This is a genomic window from Allocoleopsis sp., from assembly GCF_036703385.1.
In the GTDB taxonomy this organism is placed as follows: Bacteria; Cyanobacteriota; Cyanobacteriia; order Cyanobacteriales; family Coleofasciculaceae; genus Allocoleopsis.
Genome location: NZ_DATNPA010000529.1, coordinates 1 through 19798 on the forward strand (window position 1 = coordinate 1; position 19798 = coordinate 19798).

General features: G+C 46.6%; 13 protein-coding genes. 7 read left to right on the forward strand and 6 right to left on the reverse strand.

Features of this window, described 5'->3' with window-relative positions; genetic code table 11:
* On the forward strand, window positions 1-3804 hold a 3804-nt coding region (locus V6C93_RS25725), incomplete at its 5' end, for a hypothetical protein (protein WP_349262842.1).
* A gap of 128 nt (window positions 3805-3932) precedes the next feature.
* Here the strand turns inward: V6C93_RS25725 and V6C93_RS25730 are convergent.
* Entirely contained in the window at window positions 3933-4355 is a 423-nt protein-coding gene (locus tag V6C93_RS25730; RefSeq protein WP_333479517.1) for a hypothetical protein, read from the reverse strand.
* Window positions 4356-4542: 187 nt separating this feature from the next.
* Window positions 4543-4899 (reverse strand): iron-sulfur cluster assembly accessory protein, encoded by a 357-nt coding sequence (locus tag V6C93_RS25735; RefSeq protein WP_333479518.1) that lies wholly within the window; start codon window positions 4897-4899, stop codon window positions 4543-4545.
* Window positions 4900-5205: 306 nt separating this feature from the next.
* Here V6C93_RS25735 and V6C93_RS25740 point away from each other — a divergent pair, with 306 nt between their 5' ends.
* From V6C93_RS25740 to ltrA, 4 genes are all read left to right on the forward strand, one after another.
* Window positions 5206-6873 carry a DUF6930 domain-containing protein gene (locus V6C93_RS25740; RefSeq protein ID WP_333479519.1) on the forward strand — a complete coding sequence of 556 codons (1668 nt, stop codon included), beginning with the start codon at window positions 5206-5208 and terminating at the stop codon, window positions 6871-6873.
* 430 nt (window positions 6874-7303) lie between these two features.
* The gene (locus V6C93_RS25745; RefSeq protein ID WP_333479520.1) at window positions 7304-8959 is read left to right on the forward strand and encodes an NAD(P)/FAD-dependent oxidoreductase; all 1656 of its coding nucleotides are present in this window, start codon (window positions 7304-7306) and stop codon (window positions 8957-8959) included.
* A gap of 192 nt (window positions 8960-9151) precedes the next feature.
* The gene (locus tag V6C93_RS25750; RefSeq protein WP_333479521.1) at window positions 9152-10231 is read left to right on the forward strand and encodes an aromatic ring-hydroxylating dioxygenase subunit alpha; all 1080 of its coding nucleotides are present in this window, start codon (window positions 9152-9154) and stop codon (window positions 10229-10231) included.
* A 593-nt stretch (window positions 10232-10824) separates the two neighbouring features.
* Window positions 10825-12627 carry a group II intron reverse transcriptase/maturase gene (gene ltrA / locus V6C93_RS25755; protein WP_333479522.1) on the forward strand — a complete coding sequence of 601 codons (1803 nt, stop codon included), beginning with the start codon at window positions 10825-10827 and terminating at the stop codon, window positions 12625-12627.
* A 394-nt stretch (window positions 12628-13021) separates the two neighbouring features.
* Here ltrA and ppsA read toward each other — a convergent pair whose 3' ends face one another.
* The gene (ppsA, locus tag V6C93_RS25760) at window positions 13022-15460 is read right to left on the reverse strand and encodes a phosphoenolpyruvate synthase (RefSeq protein WP_333479523.1); all 2439 of its coding nucleotides are present in this window, start codon (window positions 15458-15460) and stop codon (window positions 13022-13024) included.
* A gap of 363 nt (window positions 15461-15823) precedes the next feature.
* Here ppsA and bcp point away from each other — a divergent pair, with 363 nt between their 5' ends.
* Window positions 15824-16315: a thioredoxin-dependent thiol peroxidase gene (gene bcp, locus V6C93_RS25765; RefSeq protein WP_333479524.1), complete on the forward strand. Its 492-nt coding sequence runs from the start codon at window positions 15824-15826 to the stop codon at window positions 16313-16315.
* Between the two features lie 125 nt (window positions 16316-16440).
* On the opposite strand, the gene V6C93_RS25770 is transcribed toward bcp, so the two are convergent.
* The gene (locus V6C93_RS25770; RefSeq protein WP_333479525.1) at window positions 16441-17118 is read right to left on the reverse strand and encodes a hypothetical protein; all 678 of its coding nucleotides are present in this window, start codon (window positions 17116-17118) and stop codon (window positions 16441-16443) included.
* Between the two features lie 285 nt (window positions 17119-17403).
* Here V6C93_RS25770 and V6C93_RS25775 point away from each other — a divergent pair, with 285 nt between their 5' ends.
* On the forward strand, window positions 17404-18495 hold the full coding sequence (locus V6C93_RS25775) for a glutathione S-transferase family protein (RefSeq protein WP_333479526.1): 1092 nt from the start codon (window positions 17404-17406) through the stop codon (window positions 18493-18495).
* A gap of 60 nt (window positions 18496-18555) precedes the next feature.
* Here V6C93_RS25775 and V6C93_RS25780 read toward each other — a convergent pair whose 3' ends face one another.
* Window positions 18556-18795, reverse strand: coding sequence for a hypothetical protein (locus V6C93_RS25780; RefSeq protein WP_333479527.1), 240 nt, complete (start codon window positions 18793-18795; stop codon window positions 18556-18558).
* Between the two features lie 173 nt (window positions 18796-18968).
* Window positions 18969-19760, reverse strand: a complete 792-nt coding sequence (locus tag V6C93_RS25785) for an ABC transporter permease (RefSeq protein WP_333479528.1) — start codon at window positions 19758-19760, stop codon at window positions 18969-18971.
* Window positions 19761-19798 lie beyond the last annotated feature (38 nt).

Here is a 19798-nt window from a genome sequence, read left to right on the forward strand (position 1 = left end):
AAGAACCCGGAAGCATCGTCATTACTAACTGTCAGTGTTCCTCTGGGTGTGCAGTATGGGGCAAATCAACCCCGAACAACAATTCGTAATACTGGGACGTTAGCTGTCGGGAAAAACTTCACTCTCAATGCTGGGAATTTAGATTTACAAGGTTTAGTGCAGGCGGGAAACAATTTAACTCTACAAGCACAAGATACAGTTAAGATTCGAGATAGTATAACTCATCCGTTTATTGCTGCGGCTGGCGGTCAATTGCTGGTTCAAGGCAATGGAGCGGTTGATATTTTTGCCTTGAATCATCCCAATAGTGGCTTCTTTTCCGGTGGGGATATGGTGTTAAGGTCACCTAATGCTGTTATGGGCGATGCTCACTATACCACAGGGGGAAATTTCCGCATCGAACAGCTTGATGGCAGTCTGGGAAATTTATCAAGTCCTGGTGACCCTGTTATTCGTGCGAGTGGGAATGTTAGTTTTACCGATTATACTGGAGCTTCTCTGCATATTTTTGCTGGGGGTTCAGTGAACCTTGGTAGTGTCACGATTACAGATACAGATACTAGTAACTTTATTAATGAAACTGTTCCCCTCTCTCAAACTCTTCCAGATGGTACAAATACAGTCACGATTAATGGTAGTACGCGACCAACTTTAGATATTCGGGCTGGAACTTTGGCAGTCGGTAATCCTGTAAACGTATGTGTGGGCTGTCCCTTGTTTCAACCGACGAACCTTACCTTTCCCAATACACCGTTAACGGCTGATATAACCATTAACCAAATTCTTATCAATAGACCCGATGGCTTGGTATTTTTAACCAATCAGTACCAACCTAATCCAGCACTAGCGGGAAATATTCAAGTAACGAACATTGTTGCCGGCGATCGGAATGGCGGTTTTAGCAGTTTTAGAGGTAACGGGAGTGATGTTGTTATTGACTCTCGCGGGAATATTACACTTCCTGAAAATGGCACGATTCAAACGAATTCTGGAACGGGTAATGCTGGAAACGTCACCCTAATTGCTAATGGATCGTTCTTTATGAACCCTGGTTCTCAAATACAGGCTGTTACTTTCGGGCAGGGGAATGCAGGGAATGTAACTATTAAGGTTGGTGATGCTGTAATAAACTCAGGAATTGGCACGGTTATTTATACTAATGTACAACCTGGCTCTGTAGGAAATGCGGGTGATATTAATATCCAAGCTGGTTCGCTTTCCTTAATTGATGGTGCTCAACTGCAAGCGATTGGTGGACAGGGAAACGCAGGGAATGTAATCATTAATGTCCGCGATGATGTTCTCATCTCCGGAGCAGATTCTAGTGGCCAATATAACAGTTCCATCTACACCTCTATAGGGGAAGGGGCGACAGGTAATGGTGGCAATATCGAGATTCAAGCACGGACGCTTACCCTAACCGATTATGGTTTTCTTGATGCAGGTATTTTCTCAGTTGATGGAGGTGTTCCCTCACAAGGACAGAGTAAAGCAGGGAATATCACTCTAAATGTTCGCGATACTATCACTGTTGCTGGATCTAATGCTACCTCTGGATACTCTAGTGGAATGTCTGTCGCCACATACAAAGGAGCAAGCGGTCAAGCAGGACAACTTCTTATTAATACCAATAAGCTGACTGTAGCTGATGGTGCTTATTTAGATGCTTCTACCTACAATTCCAGTAATGGTGGTGATATTACCGTTAATGCTAATGTCGTAGAACTGACAGGTGGCGGACAAATCCTAGCACTGCCTTACGCTCAAGGAAATGGAGGGAATGTTACCCTAAATGTTAGCGATCGCCTCACCATTTCCGGTTATGACCCAACCTTTCAAAGCCGATTCAATCAATTTGGGTCAGATGTTGTTACCAATCAAGGCAATGTTAGTGGAGTATTTACAGGCTATGGACTCTTCGGCGTACTTTCCACAGTCCTATATATTCCCGTTGAGTCCACCGGCAACGCTGGCAATATCTCCATCATCGGGACACGAGAGGTCAATATCGATGGGGGAGAACTCTTCACAGGAGCCTTTAATACAGGAAATGCAGGTACTCTGTCTATCTCCCAAACCGGTTCGGTGAGGTTAACCAACAAGGCTTCAATTTCCACATCAACATTCGGAACCGGGAATGCAGGTACTCTGTTGATTGAAACGGGCAATCTCAGTGTTCAAAATCAGTCATTTATGATTAGTGCTACCGTTGGTGCTGGAGATGCGGGAAATTTGACAATAGACGCTCATGATTCAGTTGAAGTGAACAGTGGTAGTCAAATTACGTCCCAGACAAGTGGAAGTGGCAATGCGGCAGATTTAACTGTCGAAACTCGACGATTAAGTCTCAGGAATGGAGAGATTTCAACTGGTACTGGCCCAATAGTTGCCGCCGATATAAATCCCTTAATCTATTCTCTAACTAATGGGGGTAGTGGAAATCTAAATGTAAGAGCATCTGAGTCTGTAGACATTGGTGGAGAACCGGGAACTCCTATAGGTGGTTTGTTTACTTCAACAGCTAGTTTTGGACAAGGTGGAGAATTAACCGTTGAAACCGGGAGATTGATAGTTCAAGATGGAGGGCGAATAGAAGCTGGTACATTTGGTACTGGTGTAGGAGGCACGGTTACAGTCAAGGCATCGGAGTCGATTGAACTTATCGGCACTTCAGCAGATGGAAATTTTGCCAGTGGCATCTCTGCCTATAGTCGCCCACCGCTCAATTTCGACGCTAATCTGTGGCAAGGCAATGCCAATAGCGGAAACGTAAACGTAACGACTAACCAATTAAGTATCCGAGATGGAGCACAAGTAACGACTGCCGTTGAGGGAACATCTCAGACTGGAAATGCTGGAGATATTCAAGTTCAAGCAAATTCCCTCTCTCTCTCCAATGGTGGGAGAATTACCAGCCGCAGTGATGGCAAGAGTAATGCGGGGAATATCAACGTTAATGTAACGGGAAATTTGCGCTCAAGCGGTGGCAACATTACAGCAACCTCCACTCAATTAGGGGGTGGCGATATTAACATTGCAGCAGATGATATTCGCTTAAGTAACAGCAGCCTAATTAGTACCAGCGTCAAGGAAAGTACAGGCGGCGGTGGTAATATCACGATGAACTCAACCGTCTTCCTCGCCATCGAAGACAGCGACATTCTGGCAAATGCTGAAGCGGGGCCCGGAGGCGATATTACCATTAACTCTTCGGCATTTATTGCCGATCTATTCTCCACTGGTTTAGCTATACCTGTTGGTCGAAATCCGGGTGACTTGAATCAATTTCGGGGGAATGGACGGAACGATATTTCCGTTTCTGTGGCTGATTCATCTCGGAATAACGATCGCGTCGATATTTCTGCGGATTCACGCACCAATACTGATGGTACGGTGAGCGTCCGTGGTTCTTTCTCTGAGCGCCGAGTGAATCCTTTACCGGAGTGGGTTAATGCAGAAGAATTAATTGATCGCCGTTGCACACCAGCGAACACCAACAAAAAGAGTAGTTTTACGATTACAGGGCGCGGAGGCTTACCTCCGAGTCCTAATGATCCTCTGACATATCAGGACGTTTGGGTTGATTGGATTACCCTTGAAAAAAGGGAAGAAAACGGCAATGGTTCGGCTGCTGATACCAATCCCACTCCTTCTAGCCCAAAACTACTTGTAGAAGCTCAAGGGTGGATAATGAACGATAAAGGGCAGGTTGTTCTTACAGCACAAGCACCAACAGCTACACCCAGTCGTCCTCGATTAGAATTCCCACCTTGTGAGGGTAACAAGGCGGCGTTTGATCAGTAGATAGGCACAAATAAACGAAGGTATATTAACAAATGTTAAGAGACTACAATCTTCTTGCCTTCTGCCTTCTACCCTCTGCCTTGCCTCAACGACAAATATTAATGCCTACCTACTTAGTGTAGGAACACTCAAGGCTCAGATAACCAGCTTTGGACGCGCTTTAAACTTTTCCAATCCGGTTTTCTGTTCAATCCGTCTTCCAGGCTTTCCGTCAAGTCCCGCCGGACTTGAGAATCCATCGCCATCAGCTGCTTGGCAACATCGACGTGTTTACGCACCCCTGTTTGACCCGTTTCCAACATGGCGATGGCGAGGTTAACTCTGGCTTGGGGGGCACTCTGATCTAACTTAACGCCCTTGAGAGCGGCTTTATAGGCTTGTTCTGGTTTGTCATCCAGCAAATAAAGCCATGCGAGACAACTCCACGCGGCAGCTGTTTTGGGAGAGCGATCGCAAATTTCCTTGAAAACTGGAAGCAGTGTATCTGGACCCTCACCCGCGTTGTAACGTTCCAGACCAATATCAAACAGGGAGGTAATGGATTCGGTCATAAATAGTCTACTTACTGTCTTTCGTTCTTATTTATATCGCTTCGCTATATTGACACAATGTTTAACCTTTAAAAGATACCAGACCCAGCTCACGGGTTGGATCTGGTTGGAGCGAGTCCGACAAAGACGCCAATCTCACTGGATGGCAACAGCTTGCCACGGGAGGAAGCCATAGGGCGCGGGCTAATCAAACACCGAAGGACTTCCCACAGCCACAGCTTTGGCTAGCATTGGGGTTGGTGAATTGAAAGCCACCACCAATCATGGCATCGCTGTAATCGAGTACCAAGCCGTAAAGATAAAGCATACTCTTAGGATCGCAGACGATTTTGAAGCCTTCATAGTCGAAGACTTCATCATTCTCCCGAACTTTACTAGGGTCTTCAAAATCCATCATGTAAGACATGCCCGAACAGCCTCCCTGGCGGACACCAACCCGCAAGTAGAGGTCTTTTCCTTGTCTTTCTCGCAGCGCTGAAACATGCTTGAGGGCGGCCTCTGTCAGTTGGATACCTCTTTGTTGAGGCTGAGTTGCTTGTGTCATGAATACCTTGCGACTCCTATTTGCTCTTTTTGAGGGAATACTTTATTGTGCCAGTCCACAGTGTCAAGTTGATTGATAGAACCGACAAGGGGTGAACCTGCGGAGTGTAGCTTTTCTTCTGTTATTTTAACGAATCCCCCTGCCATCCAGTGAGGGCTTCAAGATGCCCTAGTAGAAGACAGCAGAAATCACTTGCAACATCAAGAGAACAACAGCCCGGAAATTATTGCGGTTTAATAGGAATATCTCCTCTTATACTGGTTCTCGGCTCGCTATTATTTTTGCAATTAACGCCATCGCTATTCTATGTCTGCTCTGAATCCCACTACTTGCCGTCGGCTCAAAAAATTACAACAAATTCCTAGTGTGTGGGAAGGCGATCGCCGTTCGCTGTCAGCTTTTGCAGATACTAGGGAATCAGAGGCTGAAAGTAACAGCGAATGCATTCTCTGGGTAGATGGCTCCGAAGGAATTGTTCGGGCAATGGAGGTCGTGTCGCCAGAAATGGGGCCAGAAGCCGTTGTTCGCACCTTGCTGCGAGCAATGGAGCATCCCCAAAGCCCTGCTCGACCCGCTCGACCCTCTAAGATTGTGGTACGAGACCGGGAAATACAATTTTATTTACGCGGTGTTCTTCAAGATTTAGATATTACGATTGATTATTTCCCTGAGTTGCCCCTGATTGATGAAGTGTTTCGCGGGTTTGCCGATTTTGCCGGCAACCGACGCCCCGAACTCCCGCCCCAGTATGCGGACCTCCTGCTTCAGAAATCCTATGAACTTTGGCATGATGCCCCTTGGGAACTACTCGCTGACCACAATGTTCTCTCCGTTGAACTGAATCACTGGGATGTGGGAACGTTGTACGCTTCCGTCATGGGGATGCTAGGGATGGAGTATGGGGTACTGCTTTATCGCTCGTTAGATTCCCTCAAACGGTTTCGCGCATCAGTTTTAGGCGAGGAGTCTTTTGAGGCGATGGAAAAAGCATTTTTAGCACAAGATTGCTTGTTTGTCACGTTTGGACGAGATGAGGAGGATTCCGAGGAAGAGGAGGAAGAGGAAGACTTTGATTTAGCGGATTTGCCAGTGTCAGAGATTGTTCCGAGTTTTGGGACAGTGCATCCCTTGGAAGGAATGCGACCGTTTCTTTATGACGAAGAAGCGATCGCACTTTATATGGCTCTCGAAGCACTACATCGGTTTTTCAAAGCCACCTCTCGGAAGTTGGCAGCAGACGAGTTCCCCGATATATCCAAGCGTTACCGCATACCCATACCTCTGGAAATAGAGTCCAAATCGACGCTTTCGGTTAAAGTTTCCACGCTCCCGGACGTGGCAGCTGAGTTAATGGAGATGACTCAGCTGGCTGAGGACGACGATTTTGATGACGACTTTGATGATGACGATGATGACTTTGATGACGCGGAGATGGCAGTCCCGCTACGGGATGACCTAGTGCCAAAAGATTCATTCTTGAGTTTGGGGATGATTCCTTGGGAAAGTGTTGAAATGTTGCGTACTGGATTGGATTGCTATCAGTCCAAGGATGTTAAAGAGGCTGGCGAAGGAATGCCGATTATTTTGATTCAAACCACTCGTCCCAAGGCAAAAGTGCTGATTGAGCAAATCAAAACAGCTGGAGGTTTAAAAGGAATTTGCTTTAATCCAGGGGAAGACCCCTTTGAGGGGGAACGTTATGACTTGGGCATTCTTCAGACTGAGAATAGCAATCTGTACCTGTTTGGAGAGTTTCCCGAAGCCGACCCCACCCATGTGTCCGCCCGCAAGAAGTGGGATCAGCGCTGTAAGAAAATAAAGGGCTATTGTGCCTTAATCATTGCCAAAGGGCTGACAGGCGCAGCACGCGGCAATCCTCAGCCTAGCGACATGATGGCATTTTTTGAGGCGCGATCGCTCTCAGCCAGCGAGTTGGGATTAGGAATGCTTCAGTTGATGCCGCAGTTTGATTAAGGTTCACCAACCCCGCCTTACTTCGTGAAGACGGGGATTGGAAGAGATAACCTTCCATTTGATAGTCAAGGCTAGATTTCAGGAGCCCTATTTTTAAAGCTTTCTAGGCTTTTTCTTTGACATTTAAGTGCATTCTCATCTCATTTTTCCGAGTACTTTTTCTTTCTTCTTCCCTTCTTTTCACTGGTATACTTGCGAAAGAGCCTAATTTATAAGCTTTTCGAGCGATCGCAAGTATTACCCGCCTAGCTAACTTTCAATAAAAGGACTCTTTTACAGAAAGATTTCCGGTTACGCATAACGAGATAAACAGTAGTGAAGCTGATGACACTTGACATGCTACAAAATTCTTTGTGTGTTTTAGTGGCTGATAGTGACTACAGTACCGATACACTAATTTGTCTCCTAACCTGAACGCGGTGCATCAACAATGGCTAGGTCACCCCTGATTAAAGTCCTCAATCAAGTTTACAGAGTTGCTCAAATCTCAAGGAAAAGCGGTATCCCTCCAGCCGAAGTTCTCGGTATCTTCAACGAAAGAATCTCTCGTCGCCGTCTGATACAGGGAGGTTTGGCATTAGCGGGAGCTGCTGCTGCCACTACGTTTAGGAGGGAGCGGGCTGTTGCCCAATCGGGAAGCTCCCCAGTCCTAGTGGTGGGTGCGGGCATTGCCGGACTGAGTGCCGCCTATCGCCTGAAACAGGCTGGCGTTCCCGTGAATGTCATTGAGGCAAGGAATCGCGTGGGCGGTCGAATTCGGAGTTTGCCCAATGTAGCCGGAACCCAAATCAAGGCAGAGCTGGGAGGAGAATTCATCGACACCAATCATGTCTATATGCGAGGCTTGGCAAAGGAACTTGGCTTTAAACTCGTTGACCAGTTTGATGTCTTGAAGGGATTGATACCGACAACGTTCTTCTTTGAGGGACGCCGAATTTCCATCAAGGAATTTGTTCAGGACTTTGCTCCTGCTGCCAAGCAGATTGAGGCAGATTTAAAAGCAATTGAGAATTTCGAGAGCTATGCGATACCCGATCAAGCTACGGCGGCTTTAGACAAAGTCTCACTGAGCGACTATTTAGAGCGTCTTCCCACGACACCAACCATCCGGAAGATCCTCGAGGTTGCCTACATCCTTTGGGAGGGTAGAGAGGCACAAGAGCAATCCTGCCTCAATCTCCTGTACAACATAAGCATTGAACCCGGTGATTTTTCTTTCTACGGAGAGAGTGACGAACGCTATCAGATTGAAGGGGGTAACGACCAAATTCCCCGCCGACTGGCGGAGATATTGGCTGGTTCGATAGAAACTGGGACAGCTTTAGAATCTATAAGCCAACTATCTGATGGTCGCTACCAAGCGAGTTTGCGCTCTGGAGGTCGTTCTTCTGAACGCAAGTACGAGCGGATTTTGTTGGCATTGCCGTTTAGCGTACTGCGTACCATCGAGCTGAAGGTCGATTTACCGCCAGCAAAAACGTTAGCTATTAATACGTTTGGCTATGGTAGCAACTCCAAATTAATCACTGCTTATCAGAGCCGACTGTGGCGCGATCGCTATAACTCCAACGGCTCAGTCTCTACGGACTTAAGTTTTCAAGGTACCTGGGAAGCAACTCCCTTCGCTCCTGGTTCGGAAGGTTTAATCACAAACTATACTGGCGGTCGTCAAGGTTTAGCCCTCAAAACTGCAACGCCAGAAGTTCAAGCCCAACGATTCGTAGCGCAATTAGAGCAGGTTTTCCCTGGTGTTAGTGCCCAAAGACTTCCGGGTGCCGTCCGTGCCTACTGGGTAGGCGAGCAATACTCTCGCGGGGCATATTCCACTTATTTAGTTGGGCAATATACTCAGATGTACGGCGCACAAGGAGAGCGCGTAGGCAATCTCTTTTTTGCTGGCGAACATTGCTCCTTAGAATCTTGGGGTTTTATGGAAGGAGGCTGCCAGACGGGTGAAGCTACAGCTTCAGAAATTCTGCAAGATTTAGGGGTTCAATCTGGCACGACGCAACAAAGTACTCAACTGCCAAGCACGCGCAGGAGGCGTTTCCGCCCGTTTGCTCGACCTCGACAGCGTCGCTCTTAACAATGCCAAAAATCGGCGGCAAGATGCCAAAAATTTTTTCTTTGGCAATTTTGAGCTTTTCCTTCCTTCTAACTAGTACCATTTCACGAAATGCCTGATACAGATAAAGCCTAGTGGCTTTAGAGCTGATTTATAAAGTAAAGCTGAAGAGTGGGGAACACTTCACCATCCAGGTTGTAGGATGCAAATCTATTGATTATCAATGACGAAGCGACTATTGCTCCGACTCTAGTGAGTTTAGGATTACCTGGTTACTACTACTTTCACGACGAGGTTTTCGCACATGAGATGCGAACTGTCTGGCGCAGTACCTGGCAGTGTGTAGGTCGAGAGTCGGAGCTGCCAAACCCAGGCGATTACCTAACAAGTCTAATTGGAAATCAGCCGCTGTTTGTAATTCGTAACGCTTGTGGGGAACTTCAGGCGATGCACAATGTCTGCCGACATCGGGGAGCACGTCTATTTGAAGGGATGGGGAACTGCTCTGTTGTACGCTGTCCCTACCACGCCTGGACTTATGACTTAGATGGGCAACTTCAAGGAGTTCCTCAAGTCCATCTCTTTCCTGACTTGGACAAATCGACTGTCCGTCTATTGAGTGCACAAGTAGACACCTGGGGGGGTTTTATCTTCGTTAACTGTGACTCTCAAGCGGAGTCACTGATGAGTTATCTAGCGGGTTTTCCAGAGTACCTCAAGCAGTATGACCAACCCTGGGAAGAATTACGAAGGGTAGCGAGCTGGTCTTACACTGAGCCTATCAACTGGAAGTTTATTGTAGAAAACTACGTGGAGGACTATCACTTCTCTACTGTTCATGCAGAAAGTCTGCACAGCTACGATTTCCCAAGAATCCGTACTACCACCACAGGTCGTCACTGCCAAATCACAGTTCCCTACACGGCTGAAAAACTAGCCAAGATGTACGATGCTATGACATGGGAACCCCAAAGATTATCGTACCAGGGCTATATATTTCCCAACCTGATGATTAACACCGATTTAGATCACGTCTCTGTGTTTCGGCTGTTACCCCTGAGTCCTGTAAGAAGCTGCATTGAAGTTCTCATCTATCAGACTAGAGCGCAGATGGAAGCATTCCCAATAGATCCAGATGTCTTTCAGGGCAAGTTTCATCGGGTGATGGAGGAAGACTTCGCCGTATGCCGTTTACTACAGGCTAACGTCCACTCTCTGGCTTACGGGGTGACGAAGCTGGCAATTGAACGCGAACTGGGAATCGCTCACTTTTACACAGTGTTGTCAGAGTAGTGCGATTCGTTCTGTCGAAATAAGCAGAAATGCTTAAGGATGACAGGTTTGGTAAAAGAGGTACAAAACCATCTGAACCATGATAACTGAATGACCATGAGGGTGTAAGACCCTTCCTCCAGGTGCAGGAGTGAAAGCATCACCCCCTTGGTAGCGACTAGCCATCAATCCGAGAAAGCGGGGTGAAAAGGTGGCAATACTGGAAGCCCAATCTGGTACCCATCGAGCAAATTACCCATGAGTAAAGCTTCGGCTTGAAGACACGTCTGAATCGTCGTTAACGCAAACCAGCCAAATAAGGCTGACAGGCTGGAACCAAAAGGTTAAGGATAGGGAGTTGGCGATTTGCTCTTCGACCAACAAGCACCTCCCGTAAAACCCGGCGAAAAGTGTCACTCTAAAGGTACATAGTATGGTCATTTGGAACGAAGTAACCTCCCGTTTGTTCTCTCGGAGGTCGAGTACCGAGAGCAGGTGCTAACCGTATACAGCGGGAGGAAAGATCGGGAAAGAAGCGAATGCCAAGGGTAACGCCCTGGATATGCTGACGTTCCCACGGTGATTTGGAAGATAGAGTCCAAGTAAGAGTAAATATGTCTAAAACACAGTCTCAACAACTGATGGTGGAATGGCGCTCGATAGACTGGCGGAAGCTGGAAAAGCGGGTGTACAAGCTCCAAAAGCGAATCTATCAAGCCTCTAGTCGTGGTGATATAAAAGCACTTCGCAAGCTCCAAAAGATGCTGATGAAATCTTGGTCAGCAAGAGCCTTAGCGGTTCGTAGAGTGACCCAGGACAATCAAGGTAAAAAGACGGCAGGAGTGGATGGGCTGAAAAGCTTGACCCCAAAGCAACGTCTTGAACTTGTAAACAAATTACACCTGGGAACCAAGGCTTGTCCAACCCGGAGAGTATGGATTCCAAAACCCGGAACGGAAGAGAAACGACCCTTGGGAATACCTACAATGAAAGACCGCGCCTTGCAAGCGTTAGTCAAACTGGCTCTTGAGCCAGAATGGGAAGCGCGATTTGAACCCAATAGCTATGGGTTCAGACCAGGTAGGGCATGTCATGATGCTATAGGAGCAATATTTGATTCAATTCGGTATAAAGCTAAATATGTGTTGGATGCCGACATTGCAAAATGTTTCGACCGCATCGACCAGGAGAAACTGCTCACAAAACTAAATACATTCCCAACCATGAGACGGCAAGTCAGGTCTTGGTTGAAATCGGGAGTGATGGATGGAAAAGAGCTGTTTCCCACATCCGAGGGTACACCGCAGGGTGGCGTTATTTCGCCACTACTCGCGAATGTTGCCCTCCACGGGATGGAAAACCGAATAAAGCAATACGTTGGCTCTCTTAAATATCTTGACAAAAACAAGAAAAATAGGATGGATAGCGTAAGCCTAATACGGTACGCCGATGACTGTGTGATTCTCCACAAAGACCTAACCGTAGTCCAAGGATGTCAGACAATTATAGCTGACTGGTTAAAAGACATGGGTTTGGAATTAAAGCCTAGTAAAACCAGATTGGCTCACACCGTTAATCCGGTGGAAAATGAGAAGCCGGGGTTCAACTTCCTCGGCTTCAATATACGCCAATTCTCTGTTGGGAAATACCACTCCGGTAAATCAACACAGGGAGAATTACTTGGCTTTAAAACCATCATCACCCCAAGCCAAGAGAAAGTAAAGGTACATTACGACAAAATTGCAGATGTAATTAGCAGCCATAAGGCACTGCCTCAAGCAGTATTGATTCAACACTTGAATCCAATTATTAGGGGCTGGGCTAATTACTACTCAACTGTAGTAAGCAAGGTAACTTACGCAGAATTAGATAAACTCATGTACCAAAAGCTTCGTGCTTGGGCAAAACGCCGCCACCCCAAAAAGAACATGGGTGAAGTGGTCAAGCGCTATTGGATGACCATAGGCAGCGATAACTGGGTCTTCGCGACCAGGAAGGAAAATTATCCCCTTCGGTTACTTTCACATACTGATACTCCCATAGTTCGTCATGTGAAAGTTAAAGGCGAAGCGTCTCCATACGACGGAAACCTGGTCTACTGGAGCAAAAGAAAAGGTGAAAACCCTGAGATGCCAACGAGAGTAGCAATACTCTTGAAGAAACAGAAAGGGATATGCACCTGGTGCAATTTACACTTCCGCGAGGAAGATGTGATGGAGATTGACCATAAAGTCCCAAAATCGCAAGGTGGAAAGGATAAATACGATAATTGGCAACTCCTTCACAGACATTGCCACGATACAAAGACAGCCAGAGATGGCAGTCCCGGCAACAAATCCGGCTGTGACAGTGCCGAGCCTAAGCCCCCCAGAAAACTAGAAATGGTTAAAGGGAAATGGGTAATGAGGTGTGTTTGACAATACACCAAGTCATTGAGGAGCCGTGTGAAGGGAAACTTTCAAGCACGGTTTTGTAGAGCAGCGGCTCTTGTGAGGGAGTCGCTGACTTTAATTGTGGAGCTACTCACAGTCCACTAAGCATTCCTGTAGTTATAACTATACGGTTGAAGGTTGAAGGTTTGAAGGTTATAACAGCCACCAAGGCGACTCTTGACTCTCGCCAAAGACTGAAACCTTGACTAGTCAATATGCATCCCTTCTGCCCTGGAGCCCTCTGCCTTTTGCTATAGAAGGTTAGCAGGTTGTTAAGAGGTAGAACATCAATCCAAGAATAGGGCAGGCAAGATGCCTACCCCACAAGAAAAATCTCGGATTGCGGGATGGGTGTTCCGCCCGTCCTAAAAGGGACACTCTAGTGTTTAACACCCTCAACTTCCGCCACCATCAAGATTGTCTTGAGAACCGAATCAGGGTTGAGGCTGATGGAGTCAATTCCTTGTTCTACCAAGAACTTGGTAAACTCAGGATAGTCGCTGGGAGCCTGACCACAGATACCAATCTTACAACCATGCTCCTTCGCATCTGCGATCGCCATTTTCACCATTCGCTTCACACCTTTATTCCGTTCATCAAAGATATGAGCGACTAAAGCGGAATCACGGTCTAAACCCAGAGTTAGCTGCGTCAGGTCATTAGAACCAATTGAGAAGCCATCAAAGATCTGGCTAAACTCATCGGCTAAGATGACGTTACTCGGCAACTCACACATCACATAGACCTGTAAACCGTTAACGCCCCGCTCTAAACCGTGTTTAGCCATTTCGGCTAACACTTGACGCCCCTCATTGGGTGTACGGCAGAAGGGAATCATCGGAATCACATTGGTTAAACCCATCTCGTCCCGCACTCGCTTGAGTGCCTGACATTCCAGAGCGAAAGCATCACGGTACTTTTCATCATAGTAACGAGACGCCCCACGCCATCCCAGCATTGGATTCTCTTCCTTTGGCTCAAACGGCTTGCCACCCAAAAGGTTGGCATACTCATTCGTCTTGAGGTCTGACAGCCGCACAATTACTGGCTTGGGATAAAAGGCTGCCGCAATCATCCCGATGCCACAAGCCAGCTTATCCACAAAAAATTGGGGCTTGTTGTCATAATGTTTTGTCAGCTCAGCAATTTGGGCTTTAACAACTTGATCCTCTAATTCATCGAAATGAATCAATGCCAAGGGATGTGTTTGAATGTGGTTGGCAATGATGAATTCTAACCGAGCCAAACCCACACCATCACAAGGAATCGAAGCCATGCTAAAGGCTTGTTCTGGGTTACCCACATTCATCAAGATTTGGGTACGAGTACGAGGCAAGTCTTCCAACGTCGTCTCTTTCACCTCGAAGGGCAACAAGCCCTTGTAAACCCGTCCTTCGTCCCCTTCCGCACAAGAAATGGTCACCTCTTGACCCATTTTCAACACATCGGTTCCATTACCGCAACCGACAATCGCCGGAATGCCCAGTTCCCGCGCAATAATCGCCGCGTGGCAAGTTCGTCCCCCCTGATTTGTGACAATCGCACTCGCCTTCTTCATGATCGGTTCCCAGTCAGGGTCAGTTTTGTTCGTGACCAAAACTTCACCCGGTTGAAACAAATGGAGTTGGCTGACATCAAGCATCACACGGGCTGTACCCTGACCGATTGCCGCGCCGACGCTACGACCCTTAACTAATACTTCACTATATTCCTTGAGGTGGTAACTCTTGAGAACGTTGGTAGACTTCTGAGATTGCACGGTTTCCGGACGAGCCTGAACCACAAACAGTTCGTTTGTAATGCCATCTTTTGCCCACTCAATATCCATTGGTGTATAGACACCCCGCACTTGAGAATAGTGCTCTTCAATTTGAATCGCCCAACGCGCTAATTGTAGAATCTCGTCATCCGTCAGGCAGAATTTCTCCTGTTCAGATTCTGGTACCCAGACATTTTTTGTTAATCGAGAGCCACCCAAGTCGTACACCATTTTGATTCGTTTATTGCCCAGTCGTTTGTCCAAAATGGGGCGAAACTCATCTTTTAAGGTCGGCTTGAAGACTACATATTCATCTGGGTTAACGGCACCTTGAACGATGTTTTCTCCTAAACCGTAAGCCGCTGTAATTAGCGCCGCATTTTTGAAGCCGGTTTCGGTATCAATAGAAAACATGACGCCAGAGGAGGCTAAATCAGAGCGCACCATTTTCTGAACGCCAACGGAGAGAGCCACTTCTAACTGATCAAAGCCATTGCGCTGCCGATAGGAGATGGCGCGGTCTGTAAATAAGGAGGCAAAGCATCGGTGGGAATATTCCAAAACTCTGGTCAAACTTTGGACATTCAAATAGGTTTCCTGTTGACCGGCAAAACTGGCATCAGGGAGGTCTTCCGCCGTGGCAGAAGAGCGAACCGCAACTTCTGTGTCTTCGCCGTAGCGGTTGCATAACTTCTGATAAGCTGTGCCAATCGCTGCTTCCAGTTCTGGGGGAAAGTTGACACTCAGAATTAATCTCCGGGCTTTGTTGCCGTGCTGCTGAAGATTGCTGACATCATCTACATCTAGGTCAGCAAACAGTTCGCGCAACTGGGATTCTAAACCCGCTTTTTCAATAAAGTAGCGGTAGGCATAAGCCGTGATGGCAAATCCATTGGGAACATTTACGCCCTTAGGCTTCAGTTGTCGAATGAGTTCACCAAGGGAGGCATTTTTTCCGCCTACCAAGGAAATATCCTCAAGTCCTATTTCATCAAACCACAGAATCAGAGATTGCTCTTGGGTTGTTTGAGTAGATGTCACGCGGGATGATGTCAGCATAACTCTTTTCTTTTCTCCGACTACTACCTTTAGTGTAGCTTTAGATTTTCTTTGGGATCGCTATAAAAGGGTAAATAACTAGCTGCAAATTGAGGCAAATGACGAGTTTATAATCTTCAGTTAAACTTGAAAAGCTTTAATTGATAAGGCTTTGAGTTCTCTTGAAGAGCATTCTGAATTGCAGCGAAGTACTATAAGATTTTTAATGATTCTTAATTTTCTATTTAAAAACAGTTTTTATAAGCAGATTGTACTAGCATTTAAAAATGCTAATCTTAGCTACACTATGGCAAACAAAAAATAACAAATAAGCCATAGATAATTATTAGATACTGCTTTCTTGTGAAAATTTTGTGAAGAACAATGCCAGAAGCAAAAGACTTTCCTCAACTGGGACAAAAAGCACCTGATTTTAGGGCTATCAATCAAGATGGCAATTCAGTCAATCTGGGAGATTTCCAATCTCAATGGCTGGTTCTCTACTTCTATCCGAAAGATGACACTCCAGGTTGTACCGTTGAAGCGAAAGATTTTACGGAATATGAGCCAGAGTTCAATGCATTGAGAGCCAATATTTTAGGGGTTAGTCCTGACACAGAGAAATCCCATTGTCGATTCAGGCAAAAGCATAGCTTGTCAATTCAGCTCTTGAGTGACCCAGAACATCAAGTGTGTGAAGCTTACGGCGTCTGGCAATTGAAGAAGTTCATGGGTAAGGAATTTATGGGTGTAGTGAGGTCAACCTTTTTGATTGACTCAGATGGAAATTTAGCCTTTGTTTGGCCTAAGGTGAAAGCGAAGGGTCATGCTCAGGCTGTACTCACCAAGTTGCAGGAATTAGTAGCTGCTCAGTAACATCATGGATGAGGATGCGATCAGCTTCTCTGCGAGACGCTACGCGGTCTTCAGGCTCGAAGGGCTGTACGCTGGTGCCGTAGGCGATCGCGATTTAAAGAAATACTAGTTCAGCCGTGACTCGTTCACTGGTCACTGTTTAAAGACCATCCTCGCAATGTTCGGTGTACGCAAGCTAAATGCCACATGTAATCATCGAGTGGGTAGTCATTGACGGCTTGGAGGATATATTCACGGGATAGCGTTGCGGCACTTTGTCGAGTGCTGCTGCTTCCAGCAGATTGCTCCTCGCCTGACTCGGCCTCATAATACAATCCCAAGTAAAGATAGCTGTAAAAATTGCCACGTTTACCTTCTTTTTCCCCCGTAGCGAGAACATCATCGGTCGTGCAATTTCCGGCATAAAGCTCGTACACGCTGCGCATGACGAGTCTTGGGTCATTCCTCACAACGAGTAGCGAATTTCGAGCCTCTGCGACACCTTTGAGTCGAGCAATGCACAGATATCGCCAGATAGTTTCCTCAACATCTTGGGCATTTACGGTTAAGTCCAGCTCGAACTGCTTGGCACCCTCCTCAAATCGTTCTGCATAGTAGTAAGATAGACCTCGCTGCCACAGGTAGGGAGTGAGGCGCGGTTCAATCTTTTCCGCGCGATCGAAATCTGCAATGGACTCATCGATTTTAGCTAGCTTAAAGTTAACCATCCCGCGCCGAATGTAAGCTTGTGGGTCATTGGGGCGAGCTTGGATACTCTGATTCCATCGGTTGAGTTCATTTTCCAAGAAGTTTTGCTTAGCCATCCGTGCTTCTCTGGGTTACTGGTACCATCATGCTCTCATCGGATGGGAGGCGAATGTACCGTGACGACGTAAAGATGTTTGTTAGGACTTATGCACAGCCTCTATTAATAGGGTGTGTTAGTAGCGTAGCGTAACGCACCATGACTGCTGGATTGATAAGCTAGACACCATGAGCAGCGCTCATAAGGAAGGAATGAAAATTGTTATTCCTTCTGCCCTCTGTCTTATTGTCAAGCTAGGGGACACAAACCAATAATCACTTCAGCCCTCGGCAGCTGTAAGCTTATGTCACAATCTACTGCTCCTGCGAAAGACAACCCAAGTCTCACCAAACCCCAAACCGAACTTCCCAAACCCAAGAAGAAGGGCAAGTCACTTCCTCCCAAGCTCATTATCAAGTTCGGGAAGTTTGTCTGGACAACAATGTGGCACATCATGATGTCCAATCTTGCCCCACGCAATAAAGAAGGAGCGTACATTCGCCCAAGCAGCCAGTTCAGAAACTTGATCGGGAGGGAGGAAGACAATCCCTATCAACCCGAAGTGGGACGCTACCATCTCTACGTCGGACTCAGCTGCCCTTGGGCACACCGTACCCTCATCGTTCGCGCACTGAAGGGGCTGGAAGATGCCATATCAGTGTCCATCGTATCTCCTTCACCGATTGAGGGAGGTTGGGTATTCAACGAGGAAGAGGAAGGTTGCCGCATACTGGCACAGTTGTACCAGCTAGCAAAACCCGGCTACAGTGGGCGTTCCACAGTTCCTGTGCTGTGGGACTCTAAGACGAAGAGCATTGTCAACAATGAAAGTTCTGAGATTATCGTAATGCTGAACTCCCAATTCAACGAGTTCGCCAAAAATCCCAAACTCGACCTTTACCCAGAGAAACTTCAGGAGAAAATTGACGGCTGGAACGAGAAAATCTATCATTCGGTAAACAACGGCGTGTATCGTTGCGGCTTTGCTCAAACTCAAGAAGCTTACAACCAAGTCTGCAATGAGCTATTTGCAACCCTAGATGAGATTGACGCGGTGCTGGAGACCAGTCGATACCTTTGTGGCGATAGAGTTACGCTGGCAGATGTTCGTCTTTTCACTACACTGTTTCGCTTTGATGTGGCCTATTACGGTTTATTTAAGTGTAATCGTCGGAGAATTCGGGACTATAAGAATTTGGGAGTCTATCTTCGTGACCTGTATCAGCTTCCCGGAGTGGCTGATACCTGTAACCTAGATGCTGTGAAGCAAGATTACTATGGGAACCTGTTCCCTCTGAATCCAGGCGGCATCATCCCCTCTGGCCCTGATATGACAGGTCTTCTAGAACCACACGATCGCGAAAGTGTTGGCAAGGAGGATAACTTGCAAGATTAGAACTTTATACCAACCTTCTGCTGCTCATGAGTAAAACTTGTAACTCCAATTAGCGCAGTATTAATGATCAATTCCGTTTCCCCTAACGATTGATTTTCTTGTCCAAGTCAGAAGCACTTCTAAGCAATCGATCGCTTCGTCTCTTTCGTGATTATTAGGGCAAAACTGCAAAATAGTTTCTAGCATTTCTGTGCCTATCTGTTCAATAGCGCGGATATTCTTTAAATCATCTACGGTAGGCGATTGCCAATTGAGGATGCGATCGCGCAGAGCTTTTTCTTCGGTAGATAGTTTATCCATGTCCTTATCCTTATATTTTTACAAGGAACTTCACTCTATGAAATGCTGGAAAAGTGATAAGAAGTGGCTTAGTGTTCCCAATATTAATCGTGGAGAAACTGACTTCACATAATGAAAGAACTTACTTCACTAAATCTTCATAGGCCAATGAACTGCGGATTTTCATGCTTCTATTAGGGTAACTGGAGCTGCGCTTGTGCGTTAAAAAATTGACGAGCAACACCTTGAGTAACCAACACCGTTGTTATCAGGTTGGCGAAGGCAATCATAAACATGATTAAAATCTGGTAAGATGCGGCGTTTAACGGGTCAATGCCACTCAGGAGTTGACCGGTAATCATTCCCGGTAGTGTAACGACACCTACAATCATCATTTGATTGAGGGTAGGAATTAATCCAGCACGGATGGCATCTTTGCGATAGGCTTCCACTGCCTGTCGGCCTGTTGCACCCAAGCTTAGATGGGTTTCGATTTCCAGGCGACTGCTCTTAATAGTACTGACGAGTCGTTCCCCCGCGATCGCCGCTCCGTTCATGGCATTACCCAGTACAATACCCGCCAACGGAATTAAGTACTGTGGCTCATACCAAGTTTTGGGGTGAATAATCAACAAATTGGTATAACTCAATGTCAAAGCAGTACTGAAAAACATTGAACCGAACACCACCGGAATCAGCTGAGGAATCTTTTTCCCGATGCGATTGCGGGTCGTAATTGTGGCTATCATCAGCATCACCATTAAGACCCCTAGGACGCCCGGAACGGCTACTGGATCTTTTAAGTCAAAGATGATAGCCAGGATAGAACCGACAACCAACAACTGGACAACGGTTCTTCCGGTAGCGATCGCTAGTTGCAGTTCTAATCCCAGCTTTTGCCAGCTAGATAACCCAATTGCGATCGCCATCATACCCAATGCCCAGACTAAGTGGATCGGGGTAAGTTGAATTAAAGAATCTTCCACTCCAGAAAAGCTCACTCCCTTGCTTGACTAATCTCCAG

Bases quoted from the DNA above. Each gene is read 5' to 3' on its own strand.
- V6C93_RS25730 (WP_333479517.1), bottom strand. From the start codon at position 4,355: ATGACCGAATCCATTACCTCCCTGTTTGATATTGGTCTGGAACGTTAC.
- V6C93_RS25735 (WP_333479518.1), bottom strand. From the start codon at position 4,899: ATGACACAAGCAACTCAGCCTCAACAAAGAGGTATCCAACTGACAGAG.
- V6C93_RS25740 (WP_333479519.1), top strand. From the start codon at position 5,206: ATGTCTGCTCTGAATCCCACTACTTGCCGTCGGCTCAAAAAATTACAA.
- V6C93_RS25745 (WP_333479520.1), top strand. From the start codon at position 7,304: ATGGCTAGGTCACCCCTGATTAAAGTCCTCAATCAAGTTTACAGAGTT.
- ltrA (WP_333479522.1), top strand. From the start codon at position 10,825: ATGTCTAAAACACAGTCTCAACAACTGATGGTGGAATGGCGCTCGATA.
- ppsA (WP_333479523.1), bottom strand. From the start codon at position 15,460: ATGCTGACATCATCCCGCGTGACATCTACTCAAACAACCCAAGAGCAA.
- bcp (WP_333479524.1), top strand. From the start codon at position 15,824: ATGCCAGAAGCAAAAGACTTTCCTCAACTGGGACAAAAAGCACCTGAT.
- V6C93_RS25770 (WP_333479525.1), bottom strand. From the start codon at position 17,118: ATGGCTAAGCAAAACTTCTTGGAAAATGAACTCAACCGATGGAATCAG.
- V6C93_RS25775 (WP_333479526.1), top strand. From the start codon at position 17,404: ATGTCACAATCTACTGCTCCTGCGAAAGACAACCCAAGTCTCACCAAA.
- V6C93_RS25780 (WP_333479527.1), bottom strand. From the start codon at position 18,795: ATGGATAAACTATCTACCGAAGAAAAAGCTCTGCGCGATCGCATCCTC.